The organism is Pseudomonas sp. M5A4_2d (assembly GCF_053345295.1).
On record NZ_JBKEZW010000021.1, the window covers coordinates 12,756 to 30,610 of the forward strand.

The 17,855-nt window shown below is 61.3% G+C and carries 14 protein-coding genes; 9 read left to right on the forward strand and 5 right to left on the reverse strand.

Translation table 11 applies throughout. The annotated features are described in order from the left end of the window. Window positions 1-36: 36 nt before the first annotated feature. The 4 genes from ACLBW8_RS28145 to ACLBW8_RS28160 form a co-directional block, all read right to left on the reverse strand. The gene (locus ACLBW8_RS28145; protein ID WP_128590874.1) at window positions 37-1,254 is read right to left on the reverse strand and encodes a mandelate racemase/muconate lactonizing enzyme family protein; all 1,218 of its coding nucleotides are present in this window, start codon (window positions 1,252-1,254) and stop codon (window positions 37-39) included. A gap of 1 nt (window position 1,255) precedes the next feature. Beyond that, complete coding sequence (locus tag ACLBW8_RS28150; RefSeq protein ID WP_064452225.1) at window positions 1,256-2,566, reverse strand: MFS transporter; 1,311 nt, start codon at window positions 2,564-2,566, stop codon at window positions 1,256-1,258. A 76-nt stretch (window positions 2,567-2,642) separates the two neighbouring features. Then, window positions 2,643-4,067 (reverse strand): aldehyde dehydrogenase, encoded by a 1,425-nt coding sequence (gene aldA / locus ACLBW8_RS28155; protein ID WP_447806876.1) that lies wholly within the window; start codon window positions 4,065-4,067, stop codon window positions 2,643-2,645. A gap of 159 nt (window positions 4,068-4,226) precedes the next feature. Next, window positions 4,227-5,159 carry a LysR substrate-binding domain-containing protein gene (locus tag ACLBW8_RS28160; RefSeq protein ID WP_053256262.1) on the reverse strand — a complete coding sequence of 311 codons (933 nt, stop codon included), beginning with the start codon at window positions 5,157-5,159 and terminating at the stop codon, window positions 4,227-4,229. A gap of 287 nt (window positions 5,160-5,446) precedes the next feature. Here ACLBW8_RS28160 and ACLBW8_RS28165 point away from each other — a divergent pair, with 287 nt between their 5' ends. Then, window positions 5,447-6,679: an MFS transporter gene (locus ACLBW8_RS28165; protein WP_447806877.1), complete on the forward strand. Its 1,233-nt coding sequence runs from the start codon at window positions 5,447-5,449 to the stop codon at window positions 6,677-6,679. Here ACLBW8_RS28165 and ACLBW8_RS28170 read toward each other — a convergent pair. Beyond that, window positions 6,617-7,531, reverse strand: a complete 915-nt coding sequence (locus ACLBW8_RS28170; RefSeq protein WP_447806878.1) for a LysR family transcriptional regulator — start codon at window positions 7,529-7,531, stop codon at window positions 6,617-6,619. The genes ACLBW8_RS28165 and ACLBW8_RS28170 overlap by 63 nt on opposite strands. A gap of 105 nt (window positions 7,532-7,636) precedes the next feature. On the opposite strand from ACLBW8_RS28170, the gene ACLBW8_RS28175 reads away from it, so the two are divergent. The 8 genes from ACLBW8_RS28175 to ACLBW8_RS28210 all read left to right on the forward strand — a co-directional run bounded on the left by ACLBW8_RS28175 (window position 7,637) and on the right by ACLBW8_RS28210 (window position 17,482). Next, the gene (locus tag ACLBW8_RS28175; RefSeq protein ID WP_447806879.1) at window positions 7,637-8,518 is read left to right on the forward strand and encodes a HalD/BesD family halogenase; all 882 of its coding nucleotides are present in this window, start codon (window positions 7,637-7,639) and stop codon (window positions 8,516-8,518) included. 50 nt (window positions 8,519-8,568) lie between these two features. After that, entirely contained in the window at window positions 8,569-9,795 is a 1,227-nt protein-coding gene (locus ACLBW8_RS28180) for a M24 family metallopeptidase (RefSeq protein WP_064452220.1), read from the forward strand. A 293-nt stretch (window positions 9,796-10,088) separates the two neighbouring features. Next, window positions 10,089-11,723, forward strand: coding sequence for an ABC transporter substrate-binding protein (locus ACLBW8_RS28185; RefSeq protein ID WP_447806880.1), 1,635 nt, complete (start codon window positions 10,089-10,091; stop codon window positions 11,721-11,723). Window positions 11,724-11,788: 65 nt separating this feature from the next. Continuing rightward, window positions 11,789-12,742: an ABC transporter permease gene (locus tag ACLBW8_RS28190; RefSeq protein WP_221294621.1), complete on the forward strand. Its 954-nt coding sequence runs from the start codon at window positions 11,789-11,791 to the stop codon at window positions 12,740-12,742. Next, a complete protein-coding gene (locus ACLBW8_RS28195; protein WP_447806881.1) occupies window positions 12,739-13,575 on the forward strand; it encodes an ABC transporter permease in 837 nt (278 codons plus the stop codon). Before ACLBW8_RS28190 ends, ACLBW8_RS28195 begins: the two co-directional genes overlap by 4 nt. Before the next feature lie 2 nt (window positions 13,576-13,577). After that, window positions 13,578-15,215: a dipeptide ABC transporter ATP-binding protein gene (locus ACLBW8_RS28200; protein WP_447806882.1), complete on the forward strand. Its 1,638-nt coding sequence runs from the start codon at window positions 13,578-13,580 to the stop codon at window positions 15,213-15,215. Window positions 15,216-15,300: 85 nt separating this feature from the next. Next, window positions 15,301-16,470 (forward strand): hypothetical protein, encoded by a 1,170-nt coding sequence (locus ACLBW8_RS28205; RefSeq protein ID WP_064452215.1) that lies wholly within the window; start codon window positions 15,301-15,303, stop codon window positions 16,468-16,470. Between the two features lie 136 nt (window positions 16,471-16,606). After that, entirely contained in the window at window positions 16,607-17,482 is an 876-nt protein-coding gene (locus tag ACLBW8_RS28210; RefSeq protein ID WP_447806883.1) for a LysR substrate-binding domain-containing protein, read from the forward strand. Window positions 17,483-17,855: the final 373 nt, after the last annotated feature.

The window sequence follows — 17,855 nt, forward strand, 5'->3', positions numbered from 1 at the left end:
CACAATTACCGCGTTATTCGTAGTGAAGTGCCTGGCTCAGCCTTTGGCCGGCGAGGTGTCTTTGACGTCAGCCGGTGTGGCAGCCATTTGCAGGTGCAGGCGCTCGCCGGTATAGGGCGTGTGCTTGCGCACCACGTCCATGTTCAGCTCCACCCCCAGGCCCGGCTCAGTGGACGGAATGATGTAGCCGTCCTCCCATTGCAGTGGCTTGGTCAGGATTTCGGCATGGAAACCGCCCCAGGTCATGATGCTTTCCTGGATCAGGAAGTTCGGCGTGCAGGTGGCCAGCTGGAAACTCGCCGCCGCGCCAATCGGCCCGTTGTACAGATGGGGCGCGATCTGCGCGTAGTAGGCCTCGGCCATGCTCGCGATTTTCTTCGCCTCCAGCAGCCCGCCGCAGCGCGCCACGTTCATCTGCAGGATCGACGCGCCGCCAGCTTGTAGCAGCTTGAAGAATTCATACTTGGTGGTCAGCCGTTCGCCCGTGGCGATCGGGATACTGGTCTTGGCCGCCACTTGGGCCATGGCCTCTTCCTGGCCAGGCGGTACCGGCTCTTCGAACCAGAGCGGGTCGTATTTCTCCAGGCGCTTGGCCAGGCGGATCGCCGACGATGGCACCATCTGCCCGTGGGTGCCGAACAGCAGGTCGCACTTGTCGCCTACCGCCTCGCGGATCTTGCGGCAGAAGGTCTCGCAGCGTTCCAGCACCTCCAGGGAAATCTGGTGGCCGGAATACGCGGTGTAAGGCCCCGCCGGGTCGAATTTCACCGCGGTGAAGCCCTTGTTCATGTTCTCGATGGCGCACTCGGCCGCCAGGTCCGGGTCGTCGTAGTCATACTCGCCTTGGCTGTTGACCGGGTACAGGTAGGTGTAGGAACGCAGGCGCTCGTTGACCTTGCCGCCGAGCAATTCGTAGACCGGCTTGTTGGCCGCCTTGCCGATGATGTCCCAGCAGGCCATTTCCAGGCCGCTGACCACACCCATCATGGTCAAGTCCGGGCGTTGGGTGAAACCGCTGGAATAGGCCTGGCGGAAAAAGCGCTCGATATGGTGCGGGTCGTGGTTGAGCAGGTAGCGCTCAAACACATCCTCGATGATCGGCAGCATGGCCTTGGGGCCAAAGGTGGCGGCGTAGATCTCACCGACACCTTCGATGCCGCAGTCGGTCTTGAGTTTGACGAACAGCCAGTACATCCCACCAATGTGCGGCGGTGGAACGGCGACGATATGGGTTTCAAGGGCGACGATTTTCATCTCAGGCACCTGTCTGGTTGAATTTTTTACGGTTGATTCGAGCGCGCAGGGTCAGGGCCGCCAGGGTCCCGAGCACGCCGACAAAAGCGATGTAGCCGAAGTACAGGTTGTAACCGGCCTTGCCTGGGTAGGTGTCGGTCAGGTAGCCATTGATCAGCGGGATAAAGGTGTCCGGCAGGTAACCCACTACCGAGACAATGCCGATGGCCAGGCCAGTGATGCGCAGCGGGATGTCGCAACTGTCGAGGATCGCCCAGTACAGGCCGCGAATCGCATACGTCATCAGGCCGATGAAGATCACCGTGCCGATCAGCAGCCCGAGGCTATTGAGCGCCGGGAACACAATCAGCCCGACCATGGCCAGGGTCACCAGCACCAGCGCGACGATCAGCACCGAGATATTCGAGAACTTGTCCCCCAACCAACCGCCGCCAATGCCGCCGATGGGGCGCATCCACAATTTGATGGTGGTGATGGTGCCGGCCATGACGGCGGTCATGCCGCTGCCTTGCAGGTAATCGGAGAAGCTGTAGGTGGCCCAGAACATGTGATAACCGCAGAACACGATGGCGGTCACCAGCCACAGCTCGGGGATCTTCACCAGGGTCGTGAGGTCGGCAATCAGGTTGAACTTACCCTTCTCCACCGCCGACGTTTCGGCCATGGACTTGGGGTCCTTGAGCAACACCAGCCCGCAGCCGATGGCGATGCAGATGAACGAATACAGGTAGACCACCTGCTTGAAACCTTCGGCCGCCGACTGGCTGCGGGTTTCCGTGGCGTAGGCGAACAGGCCCAAGGCCACAGTCGCCAATAACGCTTCAACCAGGCCGCGACCGCCATCGAGTATCCCGAAGAAACGCCCCTGCTCGGTAGGGTGGGCGATCATCTTTACGCGCTTGAGCACCGAGGCCCAGAAGGTCAGGCCGGTGGTGAGCCCCCAGCAACCGAAGATAATCATCAGGCCGGTCATCGACGGCACCGTCGAATACCACAGGCCCAGGGCGCCGGTGGCGACCAGCGAGAAAAAGATCAAAAAGCGCGGCGGCAAACGGTCGGCCAGCCAACCGCTGGGCAGGTAGCTGAGCAAAAAGACGGTGCCGAGCATGGAGTACAAGTAGCCCAGTTCACTGTGGTTGATCTGGAACACGTCGAGCATGGTGGTCTGGTAGACCTGGCGCAGGTAGAGGATCGGGTAAATCGCCCCGGCGGCCAATACCAGCAAGAGCAATTGGAAATAGCGACTGGCGGTGTCGCTTTTTGCCGCGGACACGGCATCGAGACCCTGGGCAACGGGTGCAGGCTTGGACATCTTGATGACCTCGGGCACCCACTGTGCAGGTGCCCTCATAATTGTTTTTATTGAAGGTGCAGCCGGTGTGCGTGAATCAGTACTTCATGACCACCAGACGGGTCTGGGTGAATTCCAGCATTCCGTGCTTGCCGTCATCGCCGCCCAGCCCTGAGCGCTTCCAACCGGCGTGAAAGCCCTGATACGGGTCCGCCGGGGTGCGATTGACGTACAACTCGCCGGCTTCAATGGCGTTCGCCACTTTCATCGCCGTGCGGTAGTTCTCGGTATAGAGCACCGACGACAGGCCGAACTGGTGGTCGTTGGCCATGGCCAGTGCTTCGTCGATGTCGCGGTACTTGAGCACCGGCAGCACGGGGCCGAAAATTTCTTCCTGGATGATTTCCATGTCCTGGCGGCAGCCGCTGAGCAAGGTCGGCGGGTAGAAATGGCCGGGGCCCTCGGGCAGCACACCGCCTGTTTCCAGTACAGCACCCGCAGCCACGGCGCGCTCGACCATGGCATGGATATTCTTTTGCGAACTGGCGTTGACCAGCGGGCCCATCAAGCTTTCATCGTTGGCCCGGTCGCCGAACTTGACGGCGCTGATCTTGGTTTTCAGCAAGGCCAGGAAGCGGTCGTAGACGCTTTCGTGCACATACACCCGCTCCACCGCCGTGCACAGTTGGCCGCAGTGGGTAGTCTTGGAGCCGATGATGGCGCTGGCAGCCTTTTCCAGGTCGGCATCAGCCTCGATGATCGCCGGAGTCTTGCCGCCCAGTTCCAGGGACGGCTTGGCGATATTGGCCTTGCAGTAATCAAGCACGATACGCCCGGCATTTACGCTGCCGGTAAGGGTAATCAGGCCGACCGCTTTATGCGTGCAGACACTGGCAGCGGTGGCATGGTCCATGGTCAGGATGTTGATGACACCGGCCGGAATCCCGGCGGTGACCACGGCCTTGGCGATCTCAAACGCGGACAACGGGGTGTTATTGCTGGGGCGCACCACCACGGTATTACCGGCGATCAGCGCCGGGGCCACCTTGCGCAGCAAGGTGTAGACCGGGTAGTTGAACGGGATCAGGCAGGCCACGACGCCAATCGGCTCGCGTTGCAGGAACAGGTTTTCATCCGGCGTGTCGCTGGGGATGATTTCGCCTTCGATACGACGCGCCCATTCGGCGTGGTAGCGGGTAATTTGCGCGGCGTAGCGTGCTTCGTTGCTGGCATCGCTGACGCTCTTGCCGGACTCGCGGGCCAGGGCCGTGCCGATGGCTTCGGCGTGGCTGTCTAGGGCGTCGGCAAAGGCACGCAAGTGTTCGGCGCGTTCGATGCTGGTGAGCTTGCCCCAGGTTTTTTGGGCGATGGCGGCGGCGGCGACGGCGGCAATGGCCTCATCGGCGGTGGCGGCGCTGACGTGGCCGACCAGGGATTCATTGGCAGGGTTGTAAACGGCGATCAGGGCGTCGCTGGCGGGCTCGACGAACTGACCGTTGTAGAAATTGCGCTCGAATTGCATGTGGTTTGCCCAACGTTGTTGTTTTGCGAGTGACATGCAGTTTTGTATTTGCTTGGGGGGCGTGCAAACGACTTATTGGGTGGGGTAACGTGAGGAAAATGAAGGTTACGGGTGTTCGAGTACCTATCCGTTACTGCGGTAACGGATAGGTACTCAAACTCACCCCGCCGCCGTAGAAGGCTCCAACTGCCGCTGCGCCAACCAGATTTCCTCCTGCAGCCAGCGCCCAAACACCTGCAACTGCGGCATATCCGTCTGCTCCGGCCGGGTCACCAGCCAGTAGGACTGATGCCCTTCCACATGCACATTCAACACCTGCGTCAACTGCCCACTGGCCAACTCCGACGCAACCATATGCCAGTCCGCAATGGTAATCCCCAACCCATCGACCGCCGCCTGTATCGCCAGGTTGAGCAAATCAAACTCATAACCGCCCTGGGTATCCACTCCGGTAATCCGCGCCGCATCCAGCCAATGCTTCCATGTGAGATAACGCTGATCTTCACTCGCCAACACATGCAGCAACGTCATCCGATTCAAGTCGATACCGTCCCCGCCACCTTCGCGGGCGAACAACGACGGTGTGCACACGGCGATATGCCGCTCCTGGAACAACAGCGAGCTGTCCAGCCCATCCCACTCACCATTACCAAAACGAATCGCACAGTCGAGGGTGCTGGTCTGTGCCAGGGTGTCCTGCATGCAGGTGGTGATGCTCAACTCCAACTCCGGGTGTTGTTCGCGCAGCCTTCCGAGGCGCGGCATCAACCAGCGGCTGGTAAAGGTCGGCGGCGCGTGGAGGTGCAGTCGGTTGGAATGGGTTTTCTGCTGAATGCTGCGCACCGTCAGCTCGATCTTGTCAAAAGACTGATGCAACGCCCGCAACAACACACGCCCGGCACTGGTCAGCTCCAAATGGTGGTGACGCCGTTCCAGCAGGTGCTCCCCCAGTTGTTCCTCAAGCTGGCGGACCTGGCGACTGACCGCACTTTGGGTCACGTTCAACAGCTCGGCAGCCCGCGTAAAACTGCCGGTGCTGCCGGCAACTTCGAAGGCTTTGAGGGCATTGAGACCAGGCATTTTGCGTTTCATGGAGGGCACTCGACAGCAGCGGACAAGGAAGATTGAGCAGAGCAATGCTGCACACAACATACCTTTTTGTATTGAACCTGGGGTAGCACCCTCTGCGGCCGAAGAAAAACTCGGCTAATGCCAGCAGCGTCGTTTTTAACCTGAATACGTCGTTGACGAATAAATAGCACGCGTAGGACGCATGCACACTAAGACAATTAAGCATTGGTCGCCCACTCACCACAAAAGTTAGTCTCTGCAACAACTAACCCACTTGCCTGACTCATCATTTAAATCAGGGCCGCGCCATGTCGAGTACGTCTGTTTCATCGCGGCGAAATATTGCGCTGTTGGCACTGGTCTTCACCGCCTGCAACGCCACCACCCACGGTTTCAGTATTTTTCTGTATTCCGCTTTATTGCCGCAGATTCGCCAGGTATTTGAACTGAGCTACAGCCAGGCGGCGCTGATTGCCGCCTTGCTGCAGCTGTTTTATATGGGGGCATCCATTGCCAGCGGCATTGCCGCGGCGTGGGTGACCCCGCGCACCATGGTGCGCCTGACCATGGTGCTGAGCCCGGTGTTGCTGGCCCTGGCGGTCGCCACACCCTGGGTGCTGCCCTTTGCCCTGTGCCTGGCGCTGGTGTCGGCGTGTGCGGTGTCGAACTGGAACGCGATCGCGGCACTCGCCCGCGAGGTCATCCCGGCCAGCCACCGCAGTCGCGTGCTGGGGCTGGCGTCTTCGGGGGCGGCCTTTGCGATTTGCCTGAACGGGTTGCTGATCACCTGGCTACAGGGGTTGTCGTTACGCCAGTTCTGGCTGATCTGCGCAGGCTTGACGCTGCTGGTCACGCTGCTGACGCTGTGGGCCCTGGCCCCCTACGCCGAACAAGCGCCTCGCTCCACCCGACCGCCCGCGTTCAATCAAGTGCTGAAGCAGTGGCTGAACGTGTGCCTGGAACACCCTGTGGCAATGCAAATTGTCTTGCTCAGCGGGTTTATCGGCGCAATCAGTGGGCCGTTTCTCAATTTTCTGTCGGCATTTGTCAGCGATCGCCTGCACGCCGGCGCAGCAGTGACCGGCTCAATGTGGACGCTGATCGGCATCGGCGGCGTAATCGGCGGCCTGCTGTTGGGCACGCTGGCGGATCGCTGGGGTGCGTTGCGGGTGCTGGCGCTGAGCATCGGCGCTTTCGGCCTCGCGATGATTGGCCTGCTGTGGCATCCCAGCCTGTTGTTGAGCTGGCTGGCCGCCGGGTTGTTTGCAGTATTTTATTTCCCCTCGTGGGGCTTGATGGCGGCCTACCTCGGCGCACGTCTCAACCCGGTGCACAGCCTGCAAGTGGTGAGCCTGAGCATGGTCAGCTATGGCTTGGCCAGCGCCTCGGCCAATGGGTTGTGCGGCTGGCTGTTGCAGGCCAGCGGCGAATTTGCCGGGGTGCATGTCTGGATCGTCGGCTGGGTGCTCGCTGGCCTGTTATTGCTCAAACGCATGGCTCGGCGAGCGACTGACGCTGCGCGGCCTGTCCAGGTACGCTGAACGCCCCAACTGGCGCTGCAAAATCTCTACCAGCGCCTCCACTTCCGGCACCTGGCAACCGGCTGTGCGCCAGAACATCAGGCGGGCCGGCGCAATCGGCGGGAAGCCTTGGCGCTCATCCAGAATCTGCCAGCCAGCCGGCACCAGGCGCCGCGCCATCACCCCAACCGACAGACCCTGCTCAATCGCAATCGCAATTCCGCGTGGGCTCTGACTGGTGTACACCACCTGCCATGAACGCCCGGCCTGGGCCAGCGCCTGCACGGCATTGGCACGGAACGCACAGCCCTCGGCGTACACCGCCAGCGGCACCGACTGGCGCCCCACGGCACTCCAGCTCGGCGCCGCCACCCACACCAGCGGCTCGTCGCACAGGTATTCACCGGGCTGCAGGCCGGCATGTTCGACGCCCAACACCAGGTCCAACTCGCCGCGGTGCAACCGGCTGACCAGCGCGGTGGACATCTCGCAGCAGATGTCCGGGCGCACTTGGGCAAACTGCGCCTGGAAGTCCTTGAGCATCCCGCCCAGGCAATATTCGGCGTAGTCCTCCGGCATGCCCAGGTGGATACACACCTGCTCATTGGGCAATTGCGCCGCAGCCACCGCCTCGTGGTGCAGCTTGAGGATTTGCCGGGCGTAAATCAGAAAGGTCTCCCCACTCGGGGTGAGGCCGATGGAGCGGCTGGTGCGATGGATCAGCGGCGTGCCAACAATCTCCTCCAGTCGCTGCAAGCTCTGGCTGACGGTGGACTGGGTTTTATGCAGGCGCTCGGCCGCGGCCGAAAAGCCCTGGCACTCGATAATTGCCACAAACACTTTAAGTAAGCTGCCATCCAGTTCGCCTGACATCACTATCGCCCCTGCCGATGGATTCGATCACAACTTGTAATTTCCACTTCAAATCGCTTTACGCAACTATCCACTCAACACAACACCCTACTTCAGGAGCCGTGTATGAGTCTTAAACTTGCCGATGCCGAAACCGGTGATATCAGCGACATCATTAATACCGCGCTGTACCCCATACATGATTCGGGCCATGTTCAATTACAGGCATTAATTGAACATGCCCGCGCCGAATTGGCCGAGGACGGTTGCTGCCTGCTAAAGAACTTCCTGCGCCCCGACGTGCTGGAACAGGCGCGCTTGGAAGGCCAGGCACTGTCGGGCAAAACGTTTTATTCGGTGCGCAAGGTCAACGCCTACTTCACCGAGGACGACGCCAGCCTGCCCCAGGATGACCCGCGCCGCACGTTCATGGAGCGCACCAGCGGCTTTGTGACCCGCGACATGATCGCCCCCGACGCAATCATCCACCGGCTGTATGTCTCGCCAATGATGAAACGCTTTATCGGCGCCTGCCTCGACGAACCGGAGATTTTCGAATACGCCGACCCCTTCGCCGGGCTGGTCATCAACGTGATGCCCGAGGGTACCGAGCAGCCTTGGCACTTCGACACCAACGAATTCATCGTCAGCATGATGACCCAGAAGCCCGAGGCCGGCGGCCTGTTCGAATACGCGCCGATGATCCGCTCGCGCAGCCAGGAGAACCTCGGTGCCGTCGGCAAAGTAGTACGCGGCGAGGACCGTTCGCGGGTCAAGGACCTGGCGCTCAACCCGGGCGACCTGCAGATTTTCAAGGGCCGTTTCTCCGTACACCGGGTCACCCGCGTCGAAGGCGCCACCGAGCGCAATACGGCGATCTTCGCCTACTCGGAAAAGCCCGGAATTATCGGCCGCGCGCAACGCACCAAACAGCTTTACGGACGCCTGTCCGAAGCCCACCTGCAAGCCGAACGCAACCTGGTGCGCAGCGACCAGTTGCTCGACTGATTCGCCCCCAAAAAACTTAAAAACCGTATTTGCCCTGCGAGGAACACCCTATGAGTCTGTCCGGCCCGAACCGCAACCCCGCCGACTGTGAACCCACCTATGACGAAATCCAGCAGATCCAGCTGGACCGTCTGCAACGGGTGCGCAACGAACTGAAGAAACGCGACTACGCCGCCTGTGTGCTGTTCGACCCTACCCACATGCGTTACGCCACCGGCTCACGCAATATGCAGGTGTACTCGGCGCGTAACCCGGCGCGCTATGCTTTTATCCCGGCGGAAGGCCCGGTGGTGATCTTCGAGTTCGGCGGCTGCCTGCACTTGGCCGAAACCCTCAACACCGTGGATGAAGTGCGCCCGGCCAAGGCGATCTCCTATTACTTCTGTGAAAGTTTTCTCGGCAACGTCACTGCCGACTGGGCCGCCGAGATTGACGAGTTGGTGCGCAAGTGCGGTGGCGGTAAACGCATCGCGATTGAAAGCGCCACGTCGGCGGCGGCCTTCGAATTGCAAAAGCTCGGCTACCAGGTGTTTGACGCCCAGGAACCGCTGGAGCGTGCGCGCTGCATCAAGGTGCCCAACGAGCTGAAGATGATCCGCGCCAGCCTGCGTGCTACCGAGGCCGGGGTGCGGTTGATGGAAAGCAAACTGACGCCCGGCATCACCGAGAACCAGCTGTGGTCGCACCTGCACCAGCATGTGATCGCCACCGACGGCGACTACGTCGAGACCCGCCTGCTCTCCTCCGGGCCACGCACCAACCCCTGGTTCCAGGAATGCAGCACGCGGCCGATCGAAGCCGGTGATCTGGTCGCCCTGGATACCGACGTGGTCGGCCGCTTCGGCTATTACGCGGACTTTTCGCGCACCTTCCTGTGCGGCGACCAGGCCGCCACCGCCAAGCAGCAAGAGCTGTACAAACTCGCCTATGAGCAAGTGCAAACCAACGTCGAAATGCTCAAGGCCGGGCGCAGCTTCAAGGAATACGCCGAGATGGCCTGGAAGATTCCTGAGCATTACAAAAACAACCGCTACTTCGCCCTGGTGCACGGGGTTGGCATGACCGGTGAATACCCTTACGTGGTGCACCGCGAAGACATTGACGCGCTGGGCTACGACGGCGTGTTCGAGGCCGGCATGACCATCTGTGTGGAAAGCTACATCGGCCACGACGACGGCGGCGAAGGCGTGAAGCTCGAAGAACAGATCTACATCCACGAACACGGCATCGAGTTGCTCTCCGATTACCCGTTCGACCCGCGCCTGTTGCCACGCTGAACGCGTCTAGCGCGACAGGTGGGCCTGGGCAGGACCTGTAACATGCATTTATAGAACGTTACATCGCAGAATTTGTCGTTTGTCGATCTTTGCGCAAATGACAAAACTGCGGGCATCTCTAATAAAAACAACATGAGAGCTGCCCTATGTCCTGTCCCATTGCCCGCCTCCTGACTTCGTTGCGCCTTGTTCTTCTGCCGGTTTCACAGCGGTCCGTGCTGCGCCTTGGCGGCGCTTGCCACTGACCCTTGCGGTTCAACAAAAACGCATATTCGCAAGTACCGGAGAGGCTTATGAAAGAGTTGACTACCCTGGACGGCGCCGCGCCGCATCCAGCCGTAAATGACCTGTGTTCCCAAGTCCAACGTGGCGAGATCAACCGCCGCCAATTCCTGCGCACCGCCGCTCTGCTGGGCATCACCGTGGCCAGCGCCAGTAGCTTTATCGGCTCGGCCTTGCTCGGCAACGACGCCCAGGCCGCCGACGGCACACCCGCCCGCCAAGGCGGCAGCCTGCGCTTTGCCTGTGCGATTCAGGAAATCCAGGACCCGATGCTGATCACCTGGATCGAAGCCTCGAACCTGCTGCGCAACTCACTGGAATACCTGACCTGGGTCGACGCCGATAACATCACTCACCCCTACCTCGCCGAAAGCTGGAGCCCCTCCGACGACCTCACCAGCTGGACCTTCAACCTGCGCCAGGACGTGAAGTGGAGCAATGGCGACAGCTTCAACGTCGACGACGTGCAGCACAACATCGAGCGCTGGATTGCCGCTGACTCCAAGTCGGTCAACCGCACCGCCTTCCAGGACATCAAGGCCTTCGAAAAAGTCAGCGACTACCAGTTCCGCCTGCAGCTCAAGCGGCCGATGCTGGCGATCCCGGAGATGCTCAACGCGTTCACCTGCGCCATCGTGCACCGCAGCTTCAAAGCCGGTGATGACTGGGCGAAAAACCCGCTGGCCACCGGGCCATTCAAGCTGGTCGCATTCGCCGTGAACAAACAGGCGACGTTCGCCAAACGCGCCGATTACTGGGGCAAGCCCGCCAACCTCGACGAGCTGCGCTACATCGACATGGGCACCGACGTGTCCACCCACCTCGCCGCCTTGCAAGCCGGCCAAGTGGACGTGCTGTACCGCGTGACCGTGGCCGAGCTGGACCTCGCCAAACGCCTGCCCGGCGCGCAATTGCTCACCTGCAAATCCGCGCAAACCGTGGTGATGCGCATGGCCTGCGATCAAAAGCCATTCACCGACCTGCGCATCCGCAAGGCCGTGGTGCTGTGCGCCGATAACGCGCAGATGCTGAAGATCGCCTACCGCGGCATGGGCACCCTGGGCGAAGACCACCATGTGGCGCCTTCCCATCCCGAATACTTCCCGCTGCCCAAGCGCAACCGCGACGTGGCGACGGCCAAGAAATTGCTGGCCGAAGCCGGCTTCCCGAGTGGCATCGACATCGACCTGATCGTCGGCAACACCCAGGGCCGCTACGAACAAGACTGTGCGCAGATCCTGCAACAGAACTGCCTGGAAGCCGGAATTCGCATCAACCTCAAAGTGGTGCCGGCGGCCCAATACTGGCCGATCTGGGACAAAGCGGCGTTCAGCCTCACGTACTGGGCCCATCGCCCGTTGGGCGTGATGTCCCTGGAGTTGGCCTACCGCGGCGGCGGCGCCTGGAATGAAAGCCACTACAGCGACCCGGCCTTCGATGCCGCACTGGACAAAGCCATGGGCATCATCGACCCCAAGCAACGCGCCGTGGCCATGCAAAGCGTCGAGCAGATCCTGCAGGACGCCTGCGTGATCGTGCAGCCGTTCTGGGGCGACAAGTTCACGGCCGTGAGCAAAAAGGTCCAGGGCTTCCAGGTGCACCCTTCCGACTTCTACCCCATGGGCAGCGTGTGGCTAAGCGCCTGAGTTAAGGCGCAAACGCCCTGCCCGCACGCGGGCAGGCATCCCAATATTTGTCGGAGCATGCACCCATGGCTCATTTTCTATTGCGCAAATTACTCGCGCTGGTGGCGACCCTGCTGTCGGTGTCATTGATCGTGTTCCTGGCCCTGGAGCTGAACATCGAAGACGTGGCCATCAACGTCCTTGGCCCCTACTCCGCCGCAGACCAGCGGGCGGCGTGGCTGGTGGAACATGGCTACAACCAACCTTTTGTGTGGCGTTACCTGGTGTGGCTCAAGGACTTTGTCAGCGGCGACTGGGGCACTTCGGTGTACTTTCGTGAGTCGGTGATCAAGCTGTTGCTGCCGAACCTGGCACAAACCCTGACGCTTGCCGGGCTGGCCTTGCTGGTGATGGTGCCCGTGGCATTGACACTGGGCATTCTCGCCGGCATCCGCCAGGGCTCGGCGCTCGACCGCCTGGTGTCGTTCCTGTCGATTGTCACCACCTCGATTCCCGATTTCGCCAGTGCAGTGTTCGTCTCGGCAATCTTTGTGTTCTGGCTCAACTGGCTGCCGGGTGTCAGCAGCATGAGCGACGGGTTCAGCGCCGTGGAACTGGTGCTGCCGCTGATGGTGTTGTGCTTGTTCGGCATCGGCTACCTGGCGCGAATCACCCGGGCGTCGATGGTGGAAGTGATGCAATCGCCGTACATCCGCACGGCGCGACTCAAAGGCGCCTCCACCGCACGCATCGTCGTGCGCCATGCCCTGCGCAATGTGCTGATCGCACCGATCACGGTGATCATGCTGTACATCCCGTGGCTGCTGTCCAACGTGATCGTGGTCGAGGTGTTCTTTGCCTACAAGGGCTTCGGCTCGTTGCTGTACACCGCGTCGCTGAACCATGACGTGTACCTGATCGAAGCCTGCGCCATGGTCAGTGCCGTCGTGGTGGGCATCACCAAGATTTTCTCGGACCTGGCCTACACCTGGCTCAACCCGCGCATCACCCTGCGCAGTCTCGGCGGAGGTGCCCAATGAATCGCCTGCACGCCTTCAAACATCCCCTGGCGTTGCTCGGCCTGCTGCTGGTGGGCGGCTGGGTCTTGGTCGCGCTCTTTGCGCCGTGGCTGGCGCCCCATGATCCGCTGGAAAGCTTTACCCCACTGCTGACCCCGCTGACGAGCGGCGACAACGGCCAAAGCTTCCTGCTGGGCACCGACATGATCGGGCGCGACATTCTCTCGCGGCTGATCTGGGGCACCCGCACCGTGCTGTTCTGGTCGATCCTGGCCACGCTCACCGCGTTCGCCGTGGGCATCGCCATGGGCCTGTGCGCCGGTTACTTCAACGGCTGGGTCGATGCCGTGCTGTCGTATCTGGCCGACACGGTGCTGTCGTTCCCGGTGCTGGTGTTGTACATCGTGATCATCATCGCCCTCGGCGCGTCGGCGCTGAATATCCTGATTGCGGTGACCTTCACCAGTGCCCCGGCGATTTTCCGCATCATGCGTGCCCTGACCATCGACATCCGCTCGCGGGACTACGTCCTCAGCGCAATCACTCAGGGCGAGGGTTCGCTGCGGATCATGCTGGTGGAAATCCTGCCCAACTGCGGCGGGCCGCTGATAGTCGATTTCTGCCTGCGCATCGGCTACACCGCGATCATGATCGGCGCCCTGGGCTTTCTCGGCCTTGGCCTGCCGCCACCGACCCCGGACTGGGGCGGCATGATCAACGATGGCCGCGCCATGGCCATCGCCTTCCCGCACCTGGTGATCTTCCCGTGCATTGCCATTTCCACCCTGATGCTGGGCTTGAGCCTGCTGGCGGACGGCCTGGATGAAAACGCCCAGCAAGGCGCAAGGAATTGAGCATGAACCCACAACCAGTATTACGGGTGCAAAACCTGTCGATCGAACTACCCGCCGGCGCCGACCGCAGCCACGCCGTGCAGGGCATCAGCCTGGACGTACGCAAGGGCGAAATCCTCTGCGTAATCGGTGAATCCGGCTCGGGTAAATCAGTGCTGTCGGCGGCGATCATGGGCGATTACGCCAAAGGCCTGCGGCATGCCGGTGGGGTGATCGACTTTCTCGGCGACGACATCTGCAGCCTGGACGAAAAACGCCTGCGCGAACTGCGCGGCAACCGCATTGCGATGATTTTCCAGGAGCCCATGGCGGCGCTGAACCCGGCGATTCGGATCGGCAAGCAAGTCGAAGAAATCTTCGCTATCCATGCCCCGCAAATGCCCCAGCGCGAACGTCGCGAACGCACGCTCGCGCTGCTCGAATCCACCCAGTTGCCCGACCCGCCACGCATTGCCAACAGCTTTCCCCATCAACTGTCCGGTGGCCAGTGCCAGCGCGTGGTGATTGCCATGGCGTTGGCGATGAACCCCGACTTGTTGATCGCCGACGAGCCCACCACGGCACTCGACGTAACCACCCAGGCCCAGGTCTTGAAACTGGTGCGCGAGCTGCGTGGGCGTGGCCAGCACGGCATTCTGTTTATCACCCACGACTTCGGCGTGGTGGCGCAAATTGCCGACCGCATTGCCGTCATGGAAGGCGGCCGCCTGGTGGAAATCGGTGAGCGCGACCAGGTGCTGAATGCCCCGGCGCACGCCTATACCCGCAAGCTGATCGCGGCAGTGCCGGCGCTGCACCCGGAATTGCACACGCCGAGCGCAGATGGCGAGTTGGCGTTGCGCATCGAAAACCTGACCAAGACCTACAACGTCGGCGGCAGCTCGGTGGCGGCGCTGCGCAACGTGTCGCTGAACCTGCCACGCGGCAAAACACTGGCGATTGTCGGCGAGTCCGGCTCGGGCAAAAGCACCCTGGTCAAAGCAGCCATTCGCCTGGTCGACAGCGACAGCGGGCATGTGTGGGTCGGCGACACTGATTTTCTGGCCTTGCGCGGGTCGGCCCTGGCGGCCAATCGGCGGCGTATCCAGATGATCTTCCAGGACCCGTACGGCTCGCTCAATCCACGGCACCGCGTCGGTGACATCATCGCCCGCGCCGCACAATTGCGTGGGTTGTCGGCCAAGGATGCCTGGGCCGAGGCCGGTGACTTGCTTGAACAGGTCGGTCTCAAGCGTGATGCGCTCAAGCGCAAGCCGCGACAGTTTTCCGGTGGCCAGCGCCAGCGCATCGGCATCGCCCGCGCCCTGGCCATGCGCCCGGAAGTGCTGATCGCCGATGAAAGTGTCTCGGCGCTGGATGTGTCGGTGCAAAAACAGGTGCTGGAGCTGCTCGCCGACCTGCAACAGCAGTTGAACCTGAGCATCCTTTTTATCACCCACGACCTGCGTGTGGCAGCGCAGATCAGCGACCACATCGCCGTGATGCGCCAGGGTGAAGTGGTGGAATACGGCACCGCCGAACAGGTATTGCTCAGGCCACAGAACAGCTACACCCAGGCCTTGCTTGCCGCTGCGCCGGGCGCGACGCAACTACCGGCTGACGGGCCGCCGTTGAGGTTGATCCGCCCCGCAGCGCACTGAGTTGTCACCCTTTCCCTGCGTCGCAGCGTTCGCTGCGGCAACGGGCTGCTGTTGCCAAAAAATAACCAATAATGAGAGCGAAACCATGCGACCAACCCTACGTTACATCGCCCTGGTCCCTGTGCTCGGCGCCCTTGCGGCACCGGCCATGGCCTACCAGGTCACCGACAACCTCGACCTCGGCGGCGCCGTGCGTGCACGCTGGGACTATGACCCGGATCGCGACATCCAGAAGTTCGGCCTCGACACGGCCTTCCTCAGCGCCAAGTACAACTCCGACACCTGGATCGGCGAGGCGCAGTACCGGTTCTACGGGCGTTCCTACCCGTACCAGTACACCAAGAACTACGGCGATATCCAATTCGCCAAGTTCGCGTGGGTCGGCTACAAATTCAACCCGAACCAGCAGGTGCAAGTTGGCTTGAACACAGTGCCGTTTGGTTTGCAGCCGTACTTTGGCAGCACCTTCTACGAAACCCTGGGCAACGTCATCGGCCTGGAAGACGTGCAACAGGTCGGCGCCAAATACATCCAGCAAAGCGGCGACTGGAATATCCAGGCCGGCTACTACCTGCGCCCAGCGTGGCAAGGCAAAGGCACCAGCAAGGGCGTGACCTACTCCAGCGTGATCTCCGAAGCCGACAGCTACGTGGGCGACGGCAGCAACAACCAGGAGCGCAACACCGTGGTGGTGCGGGTGGCCAAGGCCCTGGAGCTGGGCAACTGGAAATCCGAAGTCGGGCTTTCCGGCCTGACCTCCACGCTGGAAAACAAAGACACCAACGACGACGGCCGCCGCAACGCCGTGGCAATCCACTACCTGGGCAAGAACGGCCCGTGGGGCGTGCAATTGCAGGCGGCGCGCCAGCAAATGTCACCGCGCAACCCGGGGACCAATAGCGTCGTCACCTTGGGTGGCTATGACGGGACGTTCAACGTGGCCAGCCGGGGTAATTTATACGTGGCGGACTTGAGCTACGACGTGGGTGGCAAATACCTGTTTGACCAGATCAGCGGTGTAAAGCTGTATGCCAACTACAGTGCGTTTGATAAATCCGAGAGTCAGTTCAAGACCTCGCAGCGGGTGATCCTCGGCACGTCGTTTTCGGTGAGCAAGTTGTGGGTCGCGACGGAGTGGTTGATTGGCAAGAACGATCCGTATATCGGCGGCAGCAGCTATACCGAGAGCTTGGGCGCGGGTGGGAGTAACCAGTGGGAGAATCAGCTGTATATGAACATTGGGTACTACTTCTAATCGGAGGCGATACCACTGAAGCCTTCGCGAGCAAGCCCGCTCCCCCAGGAGGAATGCATTCCAACTGTGGGAGCTGGCTTGCTCGCGAAGAGGCCGCTACAGGCACTATAAAAACAACCAGTGTGGAAGTCCTTTCATGCGCCAACTGCCCGCTCTCAACATGCTGCGCATCTTCGAAGAAGTCGCCCGCCACCGCAGCTTCAGCCAGGCTGCCGTGGGCCTTAACGTCACCCAAGGCGCCGTCAGCCGCCAGATCAAACAATTGGAAGACTACCTCGGCGTCGCCCTCTTCATCCGCACGCCCCAAGGCCTGTCCCTGACCGAAGCCGGCTTCGCCCTCTCCCCGCACCTGAGCGACGCCTTCGACCATATCGAACGCGCCCTGCAGGCCGTGCGCGTACCCAATCTGCGCCAGCGCCTGCGCATCGTCGCGCCGCCGACCTGGGCCACGCGCTGGCTGTCGGCGCACTTACGACGCTTTTGCGAGCGCTATCCGGCTATCAACCTCAGCGTCACGCATCAGAACAACCATGACAGCCTGGCAGAGATCGACTGCCGAATTCGCTTCGGCCTCGAACCAGACCCGCATTGCCGCAGTGAATTGCTGGTGATGGAACGCCACATCGCCGTGGCCAGCCCGGAGCTGTTCAGCGACGGCCAACCGCCCAACCTGCAGCGTTTCCCATTGCTGCACATCCTGCACGACGGCAAGCGCTTGAAGGTCTGGGAAAACTGGCTGGCGGCCATGGGCCGGGACGACATCGATGCGAGCCAGGGCCTGGAGTTCAGCACCCTGGACCAAGTCATACACACCGCCCTGGCTGGCGGCGGCCTGGCCGTGATAGACCGGCAAATGATCGAGCGCGAACTGGCTACTGGCAGTTTATTGCCGATCACCGCGGTGGAAGTGATCGGCCCGTATGGTTATTGGCTGGATGTGGCGGCGGACAAGCAAGGGTTATCCAAGGTTCGGTTGTTTACCGAGTGGTTGAACCGAGTGAGTAACCCTTGATAGCGACTACATAGCCATTGTGTGGGTAATGGCGGCTATGGGTTCCATGGAAGCTGGCCTGCCTGCAATGGCATCCACTGCTTATGCCTGATGTACCGAGGTGTCTGCATCGCAGCGGTTCGGCGGTCCGACAAGCCAGCTCCCACAGAAAAGCAGCTCTTGATCCGGACCTTGACCTGGCTTTTGCTTCTACCACTCAGGTCGGCTACCAGGCCGCCGTGCTCTGCTGTTGATCTTGATCTGCTTTTGATCTGACAGGCCCCGTTAACCACGCTGGCCGAACGCAGGCTTGAATCCGTGGGTAACCCGGCAGGACGCCGGGTTAGCCGCACTGGGCCAAGGATGGCCCATTGCGGCGGCCCACGGATTCAAG

Coding starts and splice junctions, on each gene's coding strand:
- ACLBW8_RS28145 (WP_128590874.1), bottom strand. CDS start 1,254: ATGAAAATCGTCGCCCTTGAAACCCATATCGTCGCCGTTCCACCGCCG.
- ACLBW8_RS28150 (WP_064452225.1), bottom strand. CDS start 2,566: ATGTCCAAGCCTGCACCCGTTGCCCAGGGTCTCGATGCCGTGTCCGCG.
- aldA (WP_447806876.1), bottom strand. CDS start 4,067: ATGCAATTCGAGCGCAATTTCTACAACGGTCAGTTCGTCGAGCCCGCC.
- ACLBW8_RS28160 (WP_053256262.1), bottom strand. CDS start 5,159: ATGAAACGCAAAATGCCTGGTCTCAATGCCCTCAAAGCCTTCGAAGTT.
- ACLBW8_RS28165 (WP_447806877.1), top strand. CDS start 5,447: ATGTCGAGTACGTCTGTTTCATCGCGGCGAAATATTGCGCTGTTGGCA.
- ACLBW8_RS28170 (WP_447806878.1), bottom strand. CDS start 7,531: ATGTCAGGCGAACTGGATGGCAGCTTACTTAAAGTGTTTGTGGCAATT.
- ACLBW8_RS28175 (WP_447806879.1), top strand. CDS start 7,637: ATGAGTCTTAAACTTGCCGATGCCGAAACCGGTGATATCAGCGACATC.
- ACLBW8_RS28180 (WP_064452220.1), top strand. CDS start 8,569: ATGAGTCTGTCCGGCCCGAACCGCAACCCCGCCGACTGTGAACCCACC.
- ACLBW8_RS28185 (WP_447806880.1), top strand. CDS start 10,089: ATGAAAGAGTTGACTACCCTGGACGGCGCCGCGCCGCATCCAGCCGTA.
- ACLBW8_RS28190 (WP_221294621.1), top strand. CDS start 11,789: ATGGCTCATTTTCTATTGCGCAAATTACTCGCGCTGGTGGCGACCCTG.
- ACLBW8_RS28195 (WP_447806881.1), top strand. CDS start 12,739: ATGAATCGCCTGCACGCCTTCAAACATCCCCTGGCGTTGCTCGGCCTG.
- ACLBW8_RS28200 (WP_447806882.1), top strand. CDS start 13,578: ATGAACCCACAACCAGTATTACGGGTGCAAAACCTGTCGATCGAACTA.
- ACLBW8_RS28205 (WP_064452215.1), top strand. CDS start 15,301: ATGCGACCAACCCTACGTTACATCGCCCTGGTCCCTGTGCTCGGCGCC.
- ACLBW8_RS28210 (WP_447806883.1), top strand. CDS start 16,607: ATGCGCCAACTGCCCGCTCTCAACATGCTGCGCATCTTCGAAGAAGTC.